The organism is Streptomyces sp. NPDC086835, assembly GCF_044745705.1.
Lineage (GTDB): Bacteria > Actinomycetota > Actinomycetes > Streptomycetales > Streptomycetaceae > Streptomyces.
Genome location: NZ_JBIVAU010000002.1, coordinates 65908 through 85931, shown reverse-complemented (window position 1 = coordinate 85931; position 20024 = coordinate 65908). Strand labels below are relative to the sequence as shown.

Genomic DNA, 20024 nt, shown 5'->3' with positions numbered 1-20024 from the left:
GCCCCTCAGTCCCATTCCAGGCCGCCGCGCCGCCATACATACGCGTAGGCGACGAAGACGGTGAGCACGAAGAGCAGCATCTCCACGAGCCCGAAGATCCCCAGGGCGTCGAAGGTGACGGCCCAGGGATAGAGGAAGACGATCTCGATGTCGAAAATGATGAAGAGCATCGCCGTCAGGTAGTACTTGATCGGAAAGCGTCCGCCTCCGGCGGGCGTAGGTGTGGGCTCGATGCCGCACTCGTACGCTTCGAGCTTTGCCCGGTTGTACCGCTTGGGGCCGATAAGCGTGGCCATGACCACGGAGAAGATCGCAAACCCTGCCCCGAGGGCGCCGAGCACAAGGATGGGCGCGTAAGCATTCACCCTCCCCGCTCCTTCCAGTCGTCCTTGACCGTTGGACCGCACCCGGGCGATCACCTCGCCACCTCGAGAACCGTGCCGAAGATCGTGCACATGTGAGGCAGTTCACAAGCCCGGAACCCGCATCCTATGCCTGTCGGTCTGTGATCTGCGACACGGGGTCGGGCATCGACTTTGTGATCTCCACCACCCGACGAAGGATCATGAAGCCGGATGAGCGGTGATCTTCGTACGCGAAGCTCCCGGGTGATCACCAGACGTGACATCTGGAGCTGTTACCGCTGGTCGGAGGCGGGGTGCTCTATCAAGCGGTGACGGGTGCACGCAAATTCGAGATGGACCGCATCGGGTGATATTGGACCACCGGGTCACCCGGCAGTGGGATGGGGCGGATCGCGGTGGACCGGAGCGTCGACCCGCGGCCTCCCGAGCGCCCGGACGTTGACCATTCTGTGACCTGCGCCACTCCTTCAAGAGTTCAACAAAAGCGGGCTTGGCCAACGAACTAAAGGGGTGGTAAGCCCACGGCAATTCGGACCTTTTACGGAAACCCCATGATCACAGCTGTGATCATGTCTGACCGGTTTGCCCGTTACGGCGTCAATAAGGGTCCATGCGCAGCGGATTCAGAGGTTCCGGTCGTAACTGTGGCGCAACACACGTTTCTTGAAGGGAACCGTCCTGCCCTGATAGCGGTTGTACTCATGTCCCACACCGCTCACATACCCAGCCACCGGAAGCCCCGCCGCAGCGCCTCGAAGATGGCGATACGCGCCGGAGTTGCCGGTGGCTTCCTCAGCACCATCGCGGTGGCCGGTGCTGCCGGGCCGGCGAACGCCGAGCCGGTGACCGAGACCATCGAGATGCCCTTGCTCACCGCCGACTCCCTGGCCGCGGTAGCGCAGTCCGCGGAGGCCACCCAGCAGGTCGCCCTCGACCTCGAGCTCCAGGCGCAGTTGCAGGCCCAGGAAGAGGCCGCCGCCGTCAAGGCCGCGAAGGCCGCAGAGAAGGCCAAGGCCGAGGCGGACCGCGCGGCCGAGGCCAAGGAGAAGGAAGAGGCGCGCAAGCGCGCCGAGGCCGCCGCCCAGGAGCGCGCGTCCCGCGACTCCGAGCGCACCACGCTCTCGGCCTCCGCCTCCACCGGCACCGCCACGGGCAGCGCCGCCACCGTGGTCGCCTTCCTCAAGGCGCAGCTCGGCGACGCGTACATCATGGGCGCCACCGGCCCCAACGCCTGGGACTGCTCCAGCCTGGTCCAGGCCGCGTACCGCACCGTCGGCATCGACCTGCCGCGCGTCTCCCAGGACCAGTCGCTGGCCGGCACCCAGGTCGGCACCTCCAACCTTCAGGTGGGCGACATCCTTTACTGGGGCGGCGCCGGTTCCGCGTACCACACGGGCGTCTACATCGGTGACGGCCAGTACCTGGACGCCGCGAACCCCAGCAAGGGCGTCGTCATCCAGGACCTGTCCGGCTACCCGGCGAGCGGCGCGGTGCGCGTGCTCTGACGTTCCCGCAGTGCCTGGAAGGGCCGTCGTTCCCTCGGGGGGAGCGGCGGCCCTTCGACGTGCCGGGCCGGGCCGCCACCGATGACGCGGGCGGCGTGGCCGTCAGGCGGGCGGGGCGTCGTGCAGGATGCGCTGGAACAGCCGGTGGTCGCGCCACCGGCCGTCGATGTGCAGATAGCGCGGCGCGGTGCCGATCGGCTCGAAGCCGCACCGCTCGAGCACGCGCTGCGAACGCAGGTTGTCCACCAGTGTGGTGGCCTCGATCCTGTGCAGCCCCAGCTCGCCGGCCGCGATGCCGCACACCGCCTCCACGGCCGCCGTCGCCAGGCCCCTGCCCTGGTGGCCGGCCGCCGTCCAGTAGCCGAGGTAGGCGCTGCAGAAGGGCCCGAGGGTGATGCCCGAGAGCGTGATCGTCCCGACGACACGTCCGTCGCCTGCGACGAGCAGCCAGGGCACCATGCGGCCGGCCTCGTACTCACGCAGCCGTTCGGCGAGGCGGCCGGCCTGTCCCTCGACGGTGAAGAAGCGTTCGTCGCGGCGCGGTTCCCAGGGAGCCAGGTGCTCCCGGTTGTCCACGTACGCCGCGCACAGCGCCTCAGCGTCGGCGGGCGTCGCCGTCCGCAGCACCGTGCCGTCGGGCAGCACCGCGGCGCTCACGCCTTCGGAGCCACCTTCGACAGGCCGTTGATGATGCGGTCCATGGCGTCGCCGCCCGACGGGTCGGTCAGGTTCGCCAGCATCTTCAGGGTGAACTTCATCAGCAGCGGGTGGGTCAGACCGCGCTGCGTCGCGATCTTCATGACCTTCGGGTTGCCGATCAGCTTCACGAACGCGCGGCCCAGCGTGTAGTAGCCGCCGTAGGTGTCCTTGAGGACCTTCGGGTAGCGGTGCAGCGCCAGTTCGCGCTGGGCCGGGGTCTGCCGGGCGTGCGCCTGGACGATGACGTCGGCCGCGATCTGGCCCGACTCCATCGCGTACGCGATGCCCTCGCCGTTGAACGGGTTGACGAGGCCGCCCGCGTCGCCGACCAGCAGCAGGCCCTTGGTGTAGTGCGGCTGGCGGTTGAACGCCATCGGCAGGGCCGCGCCACGGATCGGCCCCGTCATGTTCTCGTCGGTGTAGCCCCAGTCCTCCGGCATCGAGGCGCACCAGGCCTTCAGGACCTCGCGCCAGTCCAGTTCCTTGAAGGACGCCGAGGTGTTCAGGACGCCGAGACCCACGTTGGACGTGCCGTCGCCCATGCCGAAGATCCAGCCGTAGCCGGGCAGCAGCCGGTCCTCGCCCGGACCGCGCCGGTCCCACAGCTCCAGCCACGACTCGAGGTAGTCGTCCTCGTGACGCGGTGAGGTGAAGTACGTACGGACCGCCACGCCCATCGGACGGTCCTCGCGGCGGTGCAGGCCCATCGCGAGCGAGATCCGGGAGGAGTTGCCGTCGGCGGCGACCACCAGCGGGGCGTGGAAGGTGACCGGGGTCTTCTCCTCGCCGAGCTTGGCGTGCACGCCGGTGATCCGGCCGGTGCGGTCGTCGATGACGGGGGCGCCGACGTTGCACCGCTCGTACAGCCGCGCGCCCGCCTTCTGGGCCTGGCGGGCCAGCTGCTCGTCGAAGTCGTCGCGCTTGCGGACCAGTCCGTAGTCCGGGTACGAGGCGAGGTCCGGCCAGTCGAGCTGGAGACGCACACCGCCGCCGATGATCCGCAGGCCCTTGTTCCGCAGCCAGCCCGCCTCTTCGGAGATGTCGATCCCCATGGAGACGAGCTGCTTGGTGGCGCGCGGGGTGAGGCCGTCGCCGCAGACCTTCTCGCGCGGGAAGGCGGTCTTCTCCAGCAGCAGCACGTCCAGCCCGGCCTTGGCCAGGTAGTACGCGGTGGTGGAGCCGGCCGGGCCCGCCCCGACGACGATCACATCGGCAGTGTGCTCGGTGAGGGCTTCGGTCACGGCGGCTTCTCCCGAGTATTCGATGGGGCATTCCGATATTTGCGTACCGAACGGCACAGGACCTGTGCAGTCTTGTGCAGTCTAAGGTGGCGTACCGATCAACCGACCGAAGGGCTCCGTCTATGAGCAGCAGGCCGCTCCCCGTCATACAGCTCCGGGTGCCCACGGACGAGGACGCTGTCATCTGGCACCGGGTCTTCGACGACCCGGAGGTCATGGAGTTCCACGGCGGAAGAGCGGCCGAGCTGTCCGTGTACGAGGAGCTGACGGCCCGGCAGCGCAGACACGACGCCGAGCACGGGTTCTGTCTCTGGACGATGCTCGACGAGGACGGCGAGGTCGTCGGCTTCACGGGCGCCCAGCCCTGGCCGCACGAGGACTTCGGCCCTGTCGGCGAGATCGAGATCGGCTGGCGGCTGGCCCGTTCCGCCTGGGGCCGCGGCTACGCGACCGCCGCCGCCCGCACCACGCTGGAGCGGGTACGGGCGGCGGGGGTGGAGCGGGTCGTGGCGATGGTGAACTCCCGCAACGAGCGGTCCATCGCAGTGGCGAGGCGGCTCGGCATGGAGCTCGCGGAGACCTTCACGACCCCGGTGTCCCGGCAGAGCGGGTACTGCTTCCGGCTGGAGCTCGGCGGCCCCGGCCGCCCCTGAGCGCCGACGGGGCGCTCAGGGGGCGGTCGCCTGCGGGTGCCGGGCCGCGGCGGCGGGCTCAGCCGACCTTGAACGTGCTGATGGCGGTGGAGAACACGACGTCCTCGGCCGGGTTCCATGTGTCGGCGCGTCCGGCGGCAAGAATCGCGTACTCGGTCCCGTCGGCGGCGACGAAGGCCTGGTCGATCACATGGCGCCGCAGGTCGCTCTCGTCGGGCTCGGGGACGTGCGTGAACTCCCAGATCGCGCCCGGACGGCCCTGGTAGGTGTTCTCCTCCAGGCGGAGCCGCTCGTAGTCGCTCCCGGCCTTGGCCAGATGCTTCTGCTCCAGGCCGGTGAAGTTGTCGTACGAACTCATCGGCGTGTTCCTGACGATGCCGATCTGGATGTAGTCGCCGCCGGTGGGCGCCTCGTAGAAGACCTGGCTGCCGGCCTGCCGGCGTGACCATCCCTCCATCACGCCGACGGTGAACCCGGCGGGGTCCCGCTTCAGCACGAAGCCGGCCGGGAGCACCGGGTCGGCGCTGGGCGACGGCCCCGTCGCGCTCGGGGACGGCGTCGTGGTCGGCGTGGTGGACGCCGCAGGGGGCGGCGGGGTCGGCGAGGGCGATGTGGAGCCCTTCGCGTCGCCGTCGGGCGTCCCGACGATCTCGATCGACGGATCGGCCTGGTCGTCACGGTCCTGGAGCATCAGCACGCCCGCGGTCGCGCCGCCGCCGATGACGAACGCGGCGGTCAGGGTCGCCGTCCACACCAGGACCCGGCGCTTGCCGCTCCCGTCGGCGGCGGGCTCGTCGTACACGCCGGGGAGCGGGGGCTGCGGCGCGTACGGTGCGGGGACGTGGGCCGCCGCGCCGCCGTCCACGGCGGTGGGCGTGGGCACGGAGGCGACCGGGCCCGGCTCGGGCGCGGGCCCCACGGCCCCTGCGGCCTCCGGCAGAACGGCCGGGTCCGCGCCGGCGGGCGCGGCGGGGTGCGGCGTCGCCTCTGCGGGGGCGGCAGGGGCGGGCGCCGCGCCGGCCGGGCCGGGGCCGGGCCCGTAGGGCGGCGGGGTGTGGCCCATGGGCGCTTGCCCAGGCATGGGCCACACCGGCGGAGGCGGGGCGGAGCCCGTGCCCACAGGCGTCGGCCCGCCGCCCGTGAGGCGCAGCAGCACAGGGCCGAGCAGCAGCGCTCCGCCCACCCACAGCAGCCCGAACAGCAGCGCGTCCGGCACGCTCGGGGCCACCTCCGTCCTGCCCAGGGCGCCGATGTCGCCCAGGGCGCCCGCGAGATCCGTGGTGACGCCGCTGACGCCGGTGAACGTCAGGAGCAGCGCCAGCGTGAACCCGCCTGCCAGCGCCTGCTCACGGCGGTCGGCCGAGCGGCGGGCCGTCCAGAGGCCGATGGCCAGGGCGCACACGGCGCCGAGCACCAGGGCGCCGGCCACCGCGCCGCCGCCCCACTCGTCGGAGATCTCCCCGAGGCCGATGCTGCCGCGCTCCACGGCGGTGTCGCCCCAGCCGACGCTGCCCCTGAAGCTGTACTCCACGGGCACGCCCCAGCTCAGCCCGAGCACGGCGAAGCCGATGTTGGGCAGGATCGGCAGGGCGAGCAGCAGTGCCGTGCCGTCCACGTCGTCGGTGCGGGCGAAGGTCACGAAGCCGACCAGCGAGCACAGCGCGACCACCGCGCCCACCACGCCGACCGCCGTGCCCAGTGCGCGGACCGCCGACCGGGCGGCCGGACGCTGCGCGAGCGCGGCCGCGAGCTGGTCCCGCTGGAGCACCCCGGCGGTCACCACCAGGGAGATCACGAGGGCGCCGAGCGCGGCGAGCACGGGCGAGGAGGAGACCTTCACACCCAGGATCTCGGGCTGGGCGAACAGGCCGAGCACCAGTACCGCGCCCGTCACCAGCAGGGAGACGCGCACCGCTGCCTCGAGGCCCTCGCCGCGCCGGCGCAGCGTCCGGGCACCCAGCCAGAGGGCGGCGATCCACAGCGCGGTCACCGTCAGCGGTACGACCGACAGGGACGCCGCTCCCTGCGCGAGTTCGTCCATGCCGGAGCCGTAGGAGCCGTCACCGTCGGACCCGAAGCCCGATCCGGAGCCGAAGCCGGGTCCGTCCGGTCCGTACGGTGACGCTCCGGCCGCCTTCAACTCGAAGCCGCCGCCGACGCCCTGGAGCAGCAGGGCGAGGGCGATACGGAGCCGCTCGCTCCAGCCGACGAAGACCTCGTCGTCCTGGCCGTAGGACGGAATCGCCAGCCCGATCGCGAGCACCAGCAGCAGTCCGGTCGGCCACACGGCGGCCTTGGCGGCCGACAGCCAGTCGCCTCGCATCGCCCGTCCGAGGAACGCGCCGACGGGCGACGGCTGTACGGGGCCGGGCCCGTACACCGGCGGGGGCGGCACAGCGGGAGCGGGCGGAGCGGCCGGTGCCGAAGCGCTCGGTGCCGAAGGGGCCGGCAGGGCGGCGGGGGCCGGTGGCTCGGCGGGGGCCGGCGGCCCGGCCGGCGCGGACGGAACTTCGGGCAGCCGTTCCTTCCCGCATTTCATGCAGAAGCGCGCCTCGTCCGGGAACGGGGTGCCGCAGTGCAGGCAGTACGACGCCATGGGGAGACTCCGAAAGAGCAAGCGGTGACGGGGAGACGGGGACGAACGACATACGAGCCGTGAGCAGTCTTAGACAACTGACTCATCTTCACCATCGGGCGGTTCCCGTCAACTCGCCCTTCCACAAGGGAAGTGGGCGCCGCCTCAGAACACCGACAGACCCGTCAGTGTCGTGAAGCGGTCCAGCGCCGCCACCCCCGCCACCGAGTTGCCCCGCGCGTCCAGCCCCGGGCTCCATACGCACAGCGTGCACCGCCCCGGCACGACCGCCACGATCCCCCCGCCCACCCCGCTCTTGCCGGGCAGGCCGACCCGGTAGGCGAAGTCCCCGGCCGCGTCGTAGGTACCGCACGTGAGCATGACGGCGTTGATCTGCTTGGCCTCGCTGCGGGTCAGCAGCCTCGAGCCGTCGGCGCGCAGTCCGTGCCGGGCCAGGAAGCGGGCCGCCAGGGTCAGATCCGCGCAGCTCATCTCGATCGAGCACTGCCAGAAGTAGTGGTCGAGCAGTGTCGGCACGGGGTTGACGATGTTGCCGTACGAGGCCATGAAATGGGCGAGGGCGGCATTGCGGTCGCCGTGCGCGGACTCCGACTCGGCGACCTCTGGGTCGAAGGCCAGGTCCGGGTTGCCGCTCTCCTGCCGCAGGAACTCCAGCAGTTCGCTGCTCGCGTCGCCGGTCAGGGTCTGCAGCCGGTCGGTGACGACGAGGGCTCCGGCGTTGATGAACGGGTTGCGCGGGATCCCGTTCTCGTACTCCAGCTGCACCAGCGAGTTGAAGGGGTTGCCCGAGGGTTCACGGCCGACGCGTTCCCACAGGCTCTCGTCGTCCGCGGCGAGGGCGAGCGCGAGGGTGAAGACCTTGGTGATCGACTGTACGGAGAAGGGGTGTTGCCAGTCCCCCACTCCGTACACCGTGCCGCTGACGTCGGCGATCGCCATGCCGAAGCGTCGCGGGTCGACCGAGGCGAGAGCCGGGATGTACTCGGCGGGCGTGCCGCTGCCGATCAGCGGGGCGACGTCGGCCGCGATCTGTTCCAGGACCGCCTGGTAGTCCACGGCGATCCCCTGGAGCTCCATGTCCGGCTGCCTACCGGGGCCTGGTGCCGCGGTGCAGCGCCACGATGCCGCCGGACAGGTTGCGCCAGGCGACCTGGGACCAGCCGGCCCGCTGGAGGCGGCCGGCGAGCGCGGGCTGGTCGGGCCAGCTCTGGATCGACTCGGCGAGGTAGACGTAGGCGTCGGGGTTGGAGGAGACGGCACGCGCCACGGGCGGCAGGGCACGCATCAGATACTCCTCGTACACCGTGCGGAACGGCGCCCAGGTCGGATGCGAGAACTCGCAGATGACCACGCGCCCGCCCGGCTTGGTCACCCGGTACAGCTCGCGCAGCGCGGCGTCGGTGTCCTGGACGTTGCGCAGCCCGAAGGAGATCGTCACGGCGTCGAAGACCCCGTCGGCGAACGGCAGCTTCGTCGCGTCGCCCGCGGTGAGCGGCAGCCAGGGGTTGCGCTTCTTGCCTTCGCGCAGCATGCCGAGGGAGAAGTCGCACGGCACGACGTACGCGCCGGTGGCCGTGAAGGGCAGGGACGAGGTGCCGGTGCCCGCGGCGAGGTCGAGGACCTTCTGCGCGGGGCGGGCGTCGACCGCCTTGGCGACCTCCTTGCGCCACAGCCTGGCCTGGCCGAGCGAGAGCACGTCGTTGGTGAGGTCGTACTTGGCCGCCACGTCGTCGAACATCGAGGCGACTTCGTGCGGCTGCTTTTCCAGGGAGGCTCGGGTCACGGACCCATTGTGCAACCCGGCCCGTCCCTGTCAGGGACCAGGGTTGCGCCCGCGCGCCACGGGACGGCTCGACTGTCCCGCCGAACGGCCCGGTGGGCCGGAACGCGGTGGATCCGTCTGTCGTGGATCCGTCCGCCCGGATCGGGCCTGATCCAGACGTGAGGCCCTAGCTGCGCCGGTGGACCAGCCGCCCGCCGATGACGGTGGCCACGCACGTCGACGCCCCGCGCCGCACCAGTTCGGCCCGGTCCGGCACGTCGAACACCGCGAACCGTGCGGGCCCGCCCGGGTTCGGCATGGGGAGCAGGACGAGCGGCACCGGTGAGAAGGACGGGGGTCCGGGCAGCTTCGGCGGGCGTCCGCCCACGACCAGCCCGGCACGGCGCACGGCGTCCAGCGCGGGCCGGCTGCGCAACTCGCCCGCGATGGCGACCGTTCCGTGTGCCAGCAGACGCTGGACACCGCGGCGTGCGCTCGCGCCTCGCCGTGCCGCGTCGGCGCGGAAGAGGGCCTGCGCGCGTTCCCCGGTGATCGGCTCGGTGCCCAGCTCGGCGGCCTCGCGCGGGTCGGGGTGGTAGGTGGCTTCGAGCAGCTCGGGCCCGTAGGGGTTGAGCAGCCCCGGGGTGAGGATGCCGGGCCACCGCCGTACCCGTGCCTGCGGGCGGACGGCGGCCAGTTCCTCGTACGGGCCGACGGCCGCGACCTGCGCGCCGTCGACGAGGACGGCGAGCTCGGGCGAGGCCTCGGCCACATGAATGGTCAGCAAGGCGGCCTCAGTTCGAGGCGAGCAGCTTCAGCTCGGGGTGCGCCGTCCCGCCCTCGATCGCCGTGGACGAGATGTGCGACACGACCCGCTCGTCGACCGGGTCGTCGGCCGGGTCGTCGTGCACCACGATGTGCTCGTACGTCGTGGTCCGCTGCGCCGGGACGCGGCCCGACTTGCGGATCAGGTCGATGATCTCCATGCGGTTGGAGCGGTGCTTGGCGCCCGCCGAGGAGACGACGTTCTCCTCGAGCATGATCGAGCCGAGGTCGTCCGCGCCGTAGTGCAGCGACAGCTGGCCGACCTCCTTGCCGGTGGTGAGCCAGGAGCCCTGGATGTGCGCGACGTTGTCGAGGAAGAGCCGGGCGATCGCGATCATGCGCAGGTACTCGAAGAGCGTGGCCTGCGTACGGCCCTTGAGGTGGTTGTTCTCGGGCTGGTACGTGTACGGGATGAACGCGCGGAAGCCGCCCGTGCGGTCCTGCACGTCGCGGATCATGCGCAGGTGCTCGATGCGCTCGGCGTTGGTCTCGCCGGTGCCCATCAGCATCGTGGAGGTGGACTCCACGCCCAGGTTGTGCGCGATCTCCATGATCTCCAGCCACCGCTCGCCGGACTCCTTGAGCGGCGCGATCGCCTTGCGGGGCCGCTCCGGCAGCAGCTCGGCGCCGGCGCCGGCGAACGAGTCCAGACCGGCGGCGTGGATGCGGGTGATCGCCTCCTCGACGGACACCCCGGAGATCTTGGCCATGTGCTCCACCTCGGACGCGCCGAGCGAGTGGATCACCAGCTGCGGGAACTCCTTCTTGATGGCCGCGAAGTGCTCCTCGTAGTACTCGACGCCGTAGTCCGGGTGGTGACCGCCCTGGAACATGATCTGCGTGCCACCGAGCTCGACGGTCTCCGCGCAGCGGCGCAGGATGTCGTCGAGGTCACGGCTCCAGCCCTTCGCGGTGTCCTTCGGTGCGGCGTAGAAGGCGCAGAACTTGCACGCCGTGACACACACGTTGGTGTAGTTGATGTTGCGCTCGATGATGTACGTCGCGATGTGCTCGGTGCCGGCGTACCGGCGCCGGCGCACGGCGTCCGCCGCCGCGCCCAGGGCGTGCAGCGGAGCGGAGCGGTAGAGCTCGAGCGCTTCCTCTGCCGTGATCCGCCCGCCTTCTGCGGCACGGTCCAGGACGGGCTGAAGATCGGCCTTCTCGGTCACCGGGCGTCACCCTTCGGCGGTTTTTCGGTGGATCTACGGACCGATCCAGGCTACGCCACCCCTCCGGCCCTTCCGTCAGCCGGTCTTCTTGGTGAGCGTGGCGGTCGGCCGGCCCGCGGCCTCCTCGTCGGACCGGTAACGCAGTGTCCCGTCGTCGTCGAGCGTGAAGAGGAGTCCGGCCTTGCCCGAGGTGCACTGGCCCTGCTGTCCCGGCCGTTCGGGGTCGGCGCGCTCCTCGACGCGCAGGGACCGCTGCGTGCTGCCCGCGGCGAGCTTGCCGACGCCGTGGCACTCGACGCTCACCCCCAGCACGGAGATCGACGTGGTCGTGCGCACGACGTCGTCCCCCTTGCCGCCCTCGGTGAAGGTGACGGTCAGCGTGCCGTGCGGCAGGCCGGTCCGCTCGACCGCCGGTCCGCTCCAGGTGCCGAGGAACGCCTGAGGCACCTCATCGACCTGGGCGGAGGCGGAGGCGCTCGGGCTTTTCGACGCTGTCGCGGCAGGTGGCTGGGCGCCGGTGTCGCCCTGGTCCGTGCCGCCGGCGCCGTCCCGCCACTGGTCGAGCAGCACAGCACCGCCGACCGTGACGGCGGCGAGGGCGCCGGCGACCGTGAGCGCCAGGGTGCAGCTGACCCGGCGGCCCGGCCGGCTCCCGCCGGCGGTAGCGGTGACCGAGAAGCCGTTCCCCGGCGTCTGGGACGGGCCGGTCGGTCTCGCGCCCGGCTGCGACGCCCAGCCGGCCGGGGCCTGCCCGGGCGAACCGGGTTCGATCGGCGGGCCGAAGACACCGACAGCCGGGCTGCTGAACGCGACGGGTCCCGATGCGGCGCCCTCGGGCGGGACGGGCGGGGGCTCCGGCAGCGATTCAAGGTGGAGCAGTTCCACCGCCGCGCGGCTGATCTGCTCGACCAGCGGCCCCGGCAGCCACCCCGACGACTGCCCCGCGGTGACGGCGAGCCCGTCCGCGATCTCGCCGGGGCCCGGCCGCGCGGCCGGGTCCTTGGCCAGGCAGGCGGCCACCACGTCCCGCAGTTCGCCGTCCAGCGCGCCGAGTTCGGGCTCCTCGTGGACCACCTTGTAGAGCAGCGCGGCCGAGGAGTCGCCGTGGAAGGGGGCGGTGCCGGTCGCCGCGTACGCGAGGACCGCGCCGAGCGAGAAGACGTCTGCGGCGCCGGTGACGCCCTTGCCGAGGATCTGCTCGGGAGACATGTAGCCGGGCGACCCGACGGAGACGCCGGTGGAGGTGAGCGATGCCGTGCCGTCCGTGGCACGGGCGATCCCGAAGTCGATCAGCCGCGGCCCCTCCAGCGTCAGCAGGACGTTGGACGGCTTCACGTCCCGGTGCACCAGCCCCAGCGCGTGCACGGCGACGAGTGCGCGTGCCAGTCCCGCGCCCAGCACCCGCACCGCGTGCACGGGCAGCGGCCCGTGGTCCGTGACCGCCTGGGTGAGGGAAGGTCCGGCGACGTACCCGGTCGCCACCCATGGCACCGGCTCGTCGGGGCCGGCGTCGAGGACCGGGGCGGTCCACTCCCCGCCGACCCGGCGTGCCGCCTCCACCTCACGCCGGAAGCGGGCACGGAACTCGTCGTCGAGCGCGAAGTGCGGATGGACGACCTTGACCGCGACGGTGCGCCCGCCGGCGCTGCGCCCCAGATAGACGCGCCCCATCCCGCCCGCCCCGAGCCTGCCCAGCAGCCGGTACGCGCCGATGCTGCGCGGCTCGCCGGGATCAAGCGGCTGCATCTGAACTCCCCCGTTCGGCATCCTGCGCCAGTCGGCCCTCAGCCTAGGGGCTTTCGTTCGGATCGGGCCGGAGTGCCCGGACGCCGGTCAGCTGCCGAGGAGTTCGACCTTCACGTCCGCCGGGAAGCCGGTCGTCGGACCGGTCCTGCGGGCGAATTCCGTGACGCCGGCGAGCTGGTCCGGACCGAAGCGGAAGTCCAGCGTCGTGAAGTACCGCTCCAGCAGCTCCGCGTCGAAGGCCTCCCAGCGCGCCGCCTGCTCGGCGACCTTGCCGACCTCTTCGAGGGACAGGTCCCGCGAGGCGAGGAAGGCCTCGTGCACCTTGCGCACCACGTGGGGCTCACGGGCCAGATAGTCCTTGCGCGCGGCCCAGACGGCGAAGACGAACGGAAGTCCGGTCCACTCCTTCCACATCTGCCCGAGGTCGTGGACCTGGAGACCGAGGCGGGGAGCATCGTGGAGGGAGGCCCGCAGCGCGGCGTCGCCGATCAGGACGGCCGCGTCGGCCTCCTGCATCATCACGCCGAGGTCGGGCGGGCACGTGTAGTAGTCGGGGGCGACCTGGTACTGCTCGGCCAGCAGCAGCTGGGCCAGCCGTACCGACGTACGGGAGGTCGAGCCGAGCGCGACCCGCGCCTTGTCGAGCTGCTCCAGCGGAAGCTGCGACACGATCACGCAGGACATCACCGGGCCGTCGCAGCCGACCGCGAGGTCGGGAAAGGCTACGAGGTCGTCGGCATTGCGAAGGAATTCCACGAGCGTGACGGGCGCGATGTCGAGTTCGCCCCTCACCAGCCGTTCGCTGAGCTTCTCCGGGGTGTCCTTCGTCAGTTCGAGATCGAGGAGAGTTCCGGTCCTGGCGAGCCCCCAGTAAAGGGGGAGACAGTTCAGGAACTGGATGTGACCGACACGCGGCCGGCTGCGACGGAGGTCTGTTGCTGTGCTTTCTCCAAGACTGTCCACATCGTGAGGCTAGACCTGCCCCCCGGATCTCCCCGCGCCGGGTCGCCGCGATTGCCGGGCGCGGCCCCTCCGAGCTGGGCTTCGTCAGCGCGACGAGGAGTCAGTCAAACGTCCGGGTGACGTGATCTTTCCCTCTACCGCTGCGCACACGCTGCGTGCTAGGCTCGACGCAAGTTGCAGTTTGGTTTCCCTTGCAGTACAGAGCCTGCGGAGCATGTAACCCGCAGGCTTTTGTAGTTTTCAGACTTCTTGCAGGTTCTGGAGCAGGGCAACCCTTTGGCCCATAGGAGGGCTTATGGCTACCGGAACCGTCAAGTGGTTCAACGCTGAAAAGGGCTTCGGCTTCATCGCCCAGGACGGCGGCGGCCCGGATGTCTTCGTCCACTACTCCGCGATCAACGCGTCCGGGTTCCGCTCCCTCGAGGAGAACCAGGTCGTGAACTTCGACGTCACCCAGGGCCCGAAGGGCCCGCAGGCGGAGAACGTCACCCCGGCCTAGTCAGCCAGGGTCGGCGATCGCGCACGACTCAGCAGTACCCAAGGAGCCCCGTCCCCGTACGTCGTACGGAGCCGGGGCTCCTGCCTTTCCCGGGCCTTTCCGGGATCTTTCCCGGCCCTTTCCCGGATCTTTCCCGCCTCTCCCCAGATCCGCGGCAGGTCCGAGGCAGACCCTGCCGCGGATCCCGAGAGGGCGCTCAGTCGCGCCGGCCGTCGTACAGGGCCTCGATGTCGGTCTCGAAGTCGTGGGCGATCGCCTCGCGCTTGAGCTTCAGTGACGGCGTCAGATGCCCGCTCTCCTCGGTGAAGTCCACCGTCAGCACCGTGAAGCGGCGGATCGACTCCGCCCGGGAGACCAGCCGGTTGGCCTCGTCGACCGCACGTTGCAGCGCGCCCAGCAGTTCCTCGTCCCGGACCAGGTCCGCCAGTGGCAGATGCACCTTCTTCTTCATCCGACGCCAGTGGTCGAGCCCGTCCTGCTCGAGGGTGAGCAGGGCCGTGATGTACGGGCGGTTGTCGCCGACGACCATGCACTGGGACACCAGGGGATGCGCGCGCAGCCAGTCCTCCAGCGGCGCGGGGGCGACGTTCTTGCCGCCGGAGGTGATGATGATGTCCTTCTTGCGCCCGGTGATCGTCAGGTATCCGTCGTCGTCCAGGGCCCCGAGGTCACCGGTGGGCAGCCAGCCCTCGGCATCCGTCAGCGGTACGGCCTCGCCACGCTCCGAGTCCCAGTGGCCGGCGCAGACCTGGCCGCCGCGCAGCAGCACCTCGCCGTCGTCGGCGATGCGCACCGCCGTGCCCGGCATCGGCCAGCCGACCGTGCCGAGCCGGGGCCGCAGCGGCGGGGTCACCGTCGAGGCGGCCGTGGTCTCGGTGAGCCCGTACCCCTCGAAGACCTCGATGCCGGCGCCCGCGTAGAACGAGGCGAGACGGCTGCCCAGTGGCGAGCCGCCACAGATGGCGTAGCGGACCTTGCCGCCGAGGGCCGCCCTGATCCGGCGGTAGACCAGCGGGTCGTACAGGGCCCGCGCCGCCCTGAGGCCGAGCGAAGGGCCGGGGCCGGTGCCGTGCTCCGCCGCCTCCACGGCCCGCCCGTAGCGCCGGGCGATCCTCGCGGCACGGTCGAACGAGGAGGCGCGGCCGAGTTTCTCCGCCGTGGCCCGGCCGGTGTTGAAGACCTTCTCCAGGACGTACGGGATCGCCAGCAGGAAGGTCGGCCGGAAGCCGGCCAGGTCGGCGAGCAGGTCCTCGGTCCGGATCGAGGGTGCGTGTCCGAGCCGCACCCGGGCGCGCAGGCAGCCGATGGCGACCATGCGGCCGAAGACATGGGAGAGGGGCAGGAAGAGGAGGGTCGAGGCGGGTTCCTTGCTGAGCGACTTGAAGACGGGGTGCAGCAGTTCGACGGCGTTGTCGACCTCGGCGAAGAAGTTCGCGTGGGTGAGCACACAGCCTTTGGGGCGGCCGGTGGTGCCCGAGGTGTAGATCAGCGTCGCGATCGCGTCCGGCGACAGTCCGGCCCTGCGTGCCGTGACGACGGCGTCCGGGATCCCGGCCTTCTCGCCCGCGTCACGGAGTTGGGCGACGGCCCCGGTGTCGAACGCCCACAGATGGGTCAGGCCGGGCAGTTGCCTGCGTTCCTGACTGATCGTCCTGGCCTGTGCGGCGTTCTCGACGACGCAGGCGACGGCCCCGGAGTTCTCGAGGATCCAGCGGGCCTGGAAGGCGGAGGAGGTCGGGTAGACGGGGACGGTGACGAGGCCGGCGGCCCATGCGGCGAAGTCGAGGAGCGTCCATTCGTACGTCGTACGGGACATGATCGCGACCCGGTCGCCGGGTTCGAGCCCTTCGGCGATCAGCCCCTTCGCCACGGCGAGGACGTCCTCGGCGAATTGCGCCGCGCTCACTTCCCGCCAGGCGCCGTGCGCATCCTTGACGCTGAGGACGGCGTCGTCGGGGGCCTCGCGGGCGTTGTGGAAGGGGATGTCGGCGAGCGAGCCGCGGGTGACGGCCGGCACGAGCGCCGGCACGGAGACCTCCCGCACGACGCCGTTCACCAGCTTCTTGTGCGGTTCCACCGGCACGGGCGCACCGCCGGGAACAACCAGATCGACTGACACGTGCGGCTCCTCGTCATGAAGGCTGACAGGCGGGCTGCGCAGGGGCCGGCCGGCTCACGCGCGTTCGGCGACCGCGGTGACGTCCTGTCCTTCCGCGGCTCGGGGGGAGTTGGGCCCGCGGCCCGGCGCTCGCGTACCGCGGGGCGTCGTCGGCACCGTCTCGACCAGCTCCTGACTTCCCAGTAACCTTACTCATGAGTAAATCTACGACCGAGCAGGAGTCAGGACAATGGCCGATCCCCGTCCGAACTTCACCGGCAGGCCGTCGGCCGGACCGGTTGCACGGCGGGCAGGGCGGGAGTCATGAGCGGCGTCGCGGCGGCGAAAACCTGCGTGGCGCATCCTGGTTCGGGCCCGGCAGGCGGCCCGCTCACGCGTGTCTGCGGCCGGAACCTGCCGGGGGCGTGACCGTGCGGACCGTCACCCTCGCCTCGGCGCCCGCGCTCACGCCGCTGCTCGTCCGCGGGGCGGCGCTGTCACCGCTGAAGCGCCGCGTCCACGCCGGGGCGCAACTCCCCGGCACCCGGCTGGTACTGCCCGGCGCCCGTACCGACGCCGCGCGACTCGCCGCGTACGCCGGCGTCTGCGGCTTCCCGGCGGGCGGGCCGCTGCCGCTCCCCTACCCGCACATCCTCGGATTCCCGCTCGCCATGCGGCTGATGGCCGACCGGGCCTTCCCGCTGCCGCTCCTCGGCCTGGTCCACACCCGTATCGAGATCACCCGGCACGGGCCTGCACTGATGCCGGCCGACCGGCCCGAAGTCGCGGTGCACGCCGAGGAACTGGTCCCGCACCGGCGCGGCACCGAAGTGGTCATGGTGACGCGCGCGCGATTGGACGGCGAGCTGGTGTGGGAGTCCCGCAGCTCCTATCTCGCCCGGCACCGCACCGGTTGCGACGGTCCGCGGGAAAGCACCCCCGCCGCCGAGCCGCTGCCCGCCGTCACCGGGTGGCGGGTCCCCGGCGACCTCGGCCGCCGCTACGGCGCCGTCTCCGGTGACCGCAACCCGATCCATCTGCACCCGCTCACGGCGAGGCTCTTCGGATTCCCCCGCGCCATCGCCCACGGCATGTGGACGTTCGCCCGCTGCCTGGCGGAGGCCGAGCGGACCGGTGGGCCGGCAAAGGGCGCACGGGCCGAGTTCCGGGCGCCCGTGCTGCTGCCCACCGATGTCACCTACGCGGCACGCACCGCCCCGGGCAGCACCCGCTTCGAACTGCGCAGCGGCGACCGCGTGCACCTCACCGGGGAGACCAGCGCTCCCCCTGCATGAGGCCGCCGAGGCCGGTCCACGCGAAGTTCATCAGAAGGCCGGCGGCCTCCTTCGCCGAGATGCCGCCGGCGTCGTTCGCCCACCCCGCGAGCGACTCCGCGGCCCCCACGAGCGCCTGCGCGAGGCCTTCGATGTCCCGGTCGGCCAGCTCGGAGCTGCGATGCGAGCCCGCCGTTCCCGGCGCCGGGGGAACCCCCTGTTCGGCCGCCGCGCCGATCAGCACGGTCACGAAGGCGGCGATCTCCGCCCGCATCCGCGCGACCTCCGCCGCGAACGGCTCGCCGTGCGTACGCGCTTGGCGGTGCAGCACCGACCAGCCGTCCGGGTTCTCCTGCGTGTGCCGGAAGAAGGCCTCCAGCCCCGCCCACATCTGCTGATCCGCCGTCAGCCCCGGCTGGATCGCCGCCTGCACGGACTCGGTCAGCCGCTGAGCCTCCCGCCTGATGCAGGCGGTGAAGAGCTCCTCCTTGGAATTCAGGTACAGGTACACCAAGGGCTTGGACACACCGGCGAGTTCCGCGATCTCGTCCATCGAGGCCGCCCGGTAGCCCAGCTGTCCGAAGGTCCGCACGGCGGCGTCCATCATCTGCTGCTCGCGCACGGCCCGCGGCATGCGCTTGGTCCTCGCGCTCTTCACCGCACTCATCTCAGTGTTCCTCCCGCCCCGTGCCCTTACTCAGCAGTAAGCCTACGACCCTGGCAGTTGACTGCGTCATAGCGGCGTTCATGGCCCGCATTAAGGTCCACGCCGCGCGGCGGGTCAACCGCGCGCGACGGGTCTCGGCCGTATCCGGGCCGGCCCCCGACATACGTGTGCTGTGCCCGCGGCGAGGCGGACACAGCACACGGTCGGCGTTCCCGGCATGACGAGGTGCCGGGAACATCAATGGATCAGGGCCGGATCTGCTTCATGCCCTCTCGATCACTATGCCCGACCTGCCGGAGCTCTACCGGCGGCACCATCGCGAACGGGTGGTTCGCGCCGGCCCGCAGCAGACCCGTGGGCCTCACCCGCTGACGGGAGAGGCCCACGAGGGGAGGCGGTCGCACGGGCCGCCGGACGCGGTGGGGCATCAGGCGGGGACCGGCACGGTCCCCTTCTCCTCGGCCGTCACGGCGTCGGTGCCGGCCTCGGTGCCGCCGTCGATGTCGTCGATCGGCGAGGAGGTGGCGCTGTTGTACGCGTCATGGTCGAGGATCTGCTCACGCGCCGCGACGATGACGGGGACGAGCGCCTGTCCCGCGACGTTGGTGGCGGTGCGCATCATGTCCAGGATCGGGTCGATCGCCATCAGCAGGCCGACGCCCTCCAGCGGCAGGCCCAGGGTGGACAGGGTCAGCGTCAGCATGACCGTGGCGCCGGTCAGACCGGCGGTCGCGGCGGAGCCGACCACGGAGACGAACGCGATCAGCAGGTAGTCCTGGATGCCGAGCTGCACGTCGAAGATCTGCGCGATGAAGATCGCGGCGAGCGCCGGGTAGATGGCGGCGCAGCCGTCCATCTTGGTGGTCGCGCCGAACGGGACCGCGAAGCTCGTGTACTCCTTCGGGACGCCGAGACGCTCGGTGACCTTCTGGGTGACCGGCATGGTGCCGACCGAGGAGCGGGAGACGAACGCCAGCTGGATGGCCGGCCAGGCGCCCCGGAAGAACTGGACGGGATTGACCTTCGCGACGGTCGCGAGCAGCAGCGGGTAGACGCCGAACAGGACCAGTGCGCAGCCGATGTAGACGTCGGCGGTGAAGGTGGCGTACTTGCCGATGAGCTCCCAGCCGTAGTCGGCGATGGCGAAGCCGATGAGGCCGACGGTGCCGATGGGGGCGAGGCGGATGACCCACCACAGGGCCTTCTGGAGCAGCTCGAGCACCGACTCGCTCAGGTCGAGGATCGGCTTGGCGCGGTCACCGAGCTTGAGGGCGGCGATTCCGGCGACCGCGGCCATGAAGACGATCTGGAGCACTTCCAGCTCGGTGAACGGCGTGATGATGTCCGTCGGGACGATGCCGGTGAGGAAGTCGATCCAGGTTCCGGCGTTCTCCGGCTTCTGGCCGTCCTTCGGGGTGAGGCCGGTGCCCGCGCCCGGGTCGGTGACCAGTCCGATGACGAGGCCGATGGCGACGGCGATCAGCGACGTGATCATGAACCACAGCAGCGTGCGGCCGGCCAGCCGTGCGGCGTTGTTGACCTTCCGCAGGTTGGTGATCGACACCAGGATGGCGAAGAACACGAGCGGCGCGACGGCCAGCTTCAGCAGCTGGACGAAGATCGAGCCGACCTGGTCGAGGGTGTCCTTCAGCCAGCCGATGTCCTGGCTGCGAGCGAGGGCGCCGAGCAGGACGCCGAGCGCCAGACCGGCGACGATCTGGGCCCAGAAGGGGACCTTGGGTATACGGAATCCGGAGCCGGACTGCTTTCCGGCAGGGGTGGACGCGGTGTTCGCGGACACGGACGCACTCCAGTGGTGGCGTTCGGAAGTACAGGGGGACGGGGTGCGGCGCCCGTGCGCGTGAAGGCGCGGCGCCGCTGCGTGATGCCGGGTTGTCAGATGTGGCGGCAACAGACCGCGGACATGCAGCGGCACAGATCGACATGCAGGCGCGCCACGAG

Annotated in this window: 17 protein-coding genes; 4 read left to right on the top strand and 13 right to left on the bottom strand. The window is 71.1% G+C overall.

The features are described from left to right. Nucleotides 1–5: 5 nt before the first annotated feature. On the bottom strand, nt 6–365 hold the full coding sequence (locus ACIPJI_RS06475; protein ID WP_003974383.1) for an NADH-quinone oxidoreductase subunit A: 360 nt from the start codon (nt 363–365) through the stop codon (nt 6–8). Nucleotides 366–1066: 701 nt separating this feature from the next. Between ACIPJI_RS06475 and ACIPJI_RS06470 the strand changes: the two genes are divergently transcribed. Then, entirely contained in the window at nt 1067–1870 is an 804-nt protein-coding gene (locus tag ACIPJI_RS06470; protein ID WP_307707733.1) for a C40 family peptidase, read from the top strand. Between the two features lie 102 nt (nt 1871–1972). Here ACIPJI_RS06470 and ACIPJI_RS06465 read toward each other — a convergent pair whose 3' ends face one another. Next, a complete protein-coding gene (locus ACIPJI_RS06465) occupies nt 1973–2527 on the bottom strand; it encodes a GNAT family protein (protein WP_356625314.1) in 555 nt (184 codons plus the stop codon). Then, a complete protein-coding gene (locus ACIPJI_RS06460) occupies nt 2524–3810 on the bottom strand; it encodes a geranylgeranyl reductase family protein (RefSeq protein ID WP_307707731.1) in 1287 nt (428 codons plus the stop codon). The genes ACIPJI_RS06465 and ACIPJI_RS06460 overlap by 4 nt, the downstream gene beginning before the upstream one ends. A gap of 122 nt (nt 3811–3932) precedes the next feature. Between ACIPJI_RS06460 and ACIPJI_RS06455 the strand changes: the two genes are divergently transcribed. Further along, on the top strand, nt 3933–4463 hold the full coding sequence (locus tag ACIPJI_RS06455) for a GNAT family N-acetyltransferase (RefSeq protein WP_356625312.1): 531 nt from the start codon (nt 3933–3935) through the stop codon (nt 4461–4463). 58 nt (nt 4464–4521) lie between these two features. On the opposite strand, the gene ACIPJI_RS06450 is transcribed toward ACIPJI_RS06455, so the two are convergent. The 7 genes from ACIPJI_RS06450 to ACIPJI_RS06420 form a co-directional block, all read right to left on the bottom strand. Continuing rightward, nucleotides 4522–7059 (bottom strand): zinc-ribbon domain-containing protein, encoded by a 2538-nt coding sequence (locus ACIPJI_RS06450; protein WP_402244823.1) that lies wholly within the window; start codon nt 7057–7059, stop codon nt 4522–4524. Between the two features lie 144 nt (nt 7060–7203). Next, nucleotides 7204–8115, bottom strand: a complete 912-nt coding sequence (locus ACIPJI_RS06445; RefSeq protein ID WP_402245765.1) for a glutaminase — start codon at nt 8113–8115, stop codon at nt 7204–7206. Nucleotides 8116–8146: 31 nt separating this feature from the next. Then, entirely contained in the window at nt 8147–8842 is a 696-nt protein-coding gene (locus ACIPJI_RS06440; RefSeq protein ID WP_189467065.1) for a demethylmenaquinone methyltransferase, read from the bottom strand. Nucleotides 8843–9008: 166 nt separating this feature from the next. Then, complete coding sequence (locus ACIPJI_RS06435; RefSeq protein ID WP_307707728.1) at nt 9009–9608, bottom strand: hypothetical protein; 600 nt, start codon at nt 9606–9608, stop codon at nt 9009–9011. Between the two features lie 7 nt (nt 9609–9615). Beyond that, nucleotides 9616–10815, bottom strand: coding sequence for a cyclic dehypoxanthinyl futalosine synthase (mqnC, locus tag ACIPJI_RS06430; protein ID WP_356624349.1), 1200 nt, complete (start codon nt 10813–10815; stop codon nt 9616–9618). 75 nt (nt 10816–10890) lie between these two features. Further along, entirely contained in the window at nt 10891–12561 is a 1671-nt protein-coding gene (locus tag ACIPJI_RS06425; RefSeq protein WP_402244820.1) for a serine/threonine-protein kinase, read from the bottom strand. Between the two features lie 87 nt (nt 12562–12648). Next, complete coding sequence (locus ACIPJI_RS06420) at nt 12649–13524, bottom strand: menaquinone biosynthetic enzyme MqnA/MqnD family protein (RefSeq protein WP_307707725.1); 876 nt, start codon at nt 13522–13524, stop codon at nt 12649–12651. A 295-nt stretch (nt 13525–13819) separates the two neighbouring features. Here ACIPJI_RS06420 and ACIPJI_RS06415 point away from each other — a divergent pair, with 295 nt between their 5' ends. Next, a complete protein-coding gene (locus ACIPJI_RS06415) occupies nt 13820–14023 on the top strand; it encodes a cold-shock protein (protein WP_003967102.1) in 204 nt (67 codons plus the stop codon). Nucleotides 14024–14219: 196 nt separating this feature from the next. Here ACIPJI_RS06415 and ACIPJI_RS06410 read toward each other — a convergent pair whose 3' ends face one another. Further along, on the bottom strand, nt 14220–16142 hold the full coding sequence (locus ACIPJI_RS06410) for an AMP-dependent synthetase/ligase (protein WP_402244817.1): 1923 nt from the start codon (nt 16140–16142) through the stop codon (nt 14220–14222). Nucleotides 16143–16546: 404 nt separating this feature from the next. On the opposite strand from ACIPJI_RS06410, the gene ACIPJI_RS06405 reads away from it, so the two are divergent. Continuing rightward, nucleotides 16547–17416 carry a MaoC/PaaZ C-terminal domain-containing protein gene (locus ACIPJI_RS06405; RefSeq protein WP_356624354.1) on the top strand — a complete coding sequence of 290 codons (870 nt, stop codon included), beginning with the start codon at nt 16547–16549 and terminating at the stop codon, nt 17414–17416. Here the strand turns inward: ACIPJI_RS06405 and ACIPJI_RS06400 are convergent. Next, nucleotides 17385–18062, bottom strand: coding sequence for a TetR/AcrR family transcriptional regulator (locus tag ACIPJI_RS06400; protein WP_307707722.1), 678 nt, complete (start codon nt 18060–18062; stop codon nt 17385–17387). The two genes, ACIPJI_RS06405 and ACIPJI_RS06400, sit on opposite strands and share 32 nt — an antisense overlap. A gap of 427 nt (nt 18063–18489) precedes the next feature. Beyond that, nucleotides 18490–19863, bottom strand: a complete 1374-nt coding sequence (locus ACIPJI_RS06395) for a dicarboxylate/amino acid:cation symporter (RefSeq protein WP_356624355.1) — start codon at nt 19861–19863, stop codon at nt 18490–18492. Nucleotides 19864–20024 lie beyond the last annotated feature (161 nt).

Excerpts from the sequence above, each read along its gene's own strand:
- ACIPJI_RS06450 (WP_402244823.1), bottom strand. The coding sequence starts at position 7,059 with ATGGCGTCGTACTGCCTGCACTGCGGCACCCCGTTCCCGGACGAGGCG.
- ACIPJI_RS06455 (WP_356625312.1), top strand. The coding sequence starts at position 3,933 with ATGAGCAGCAGGCCGCTCCCCGTCATACAGCTCCGGGTGCCCACGGAC.
- ACIPJI_RS06470 (WP_307707733.1), top strand. The coding sequence starts at position 1,067 with ATGTCCCACACCGCTCACATACCCAGCCACCGGAAGCCCCGCCGCAGC.
- ACIPJI_RS06425 (WP_402244820.1), bottom strand. The coding sequence starts at position 12,561 with ATGCAGCCGCTTGATCCCGGCGAGCCGCGCAGCATCGGCGCGTACCGG.
- ACIPJI_RS06415 (WP_003967102.1), top strand. The coding sequence starts at position 13,820 with ATGGCTACCGGAACCGTCAAGTGGTTCAACGCTGAAAAGGGCTTCGGC.
- ACIPJI_RS06400 (WP_307707722.1), bottom strand. The coding sequence starts at position 18,062 with ATGAGTGCGGTGAAGAGCGCGAGGACCAAGCGCATGCCGCGGGCCGTG.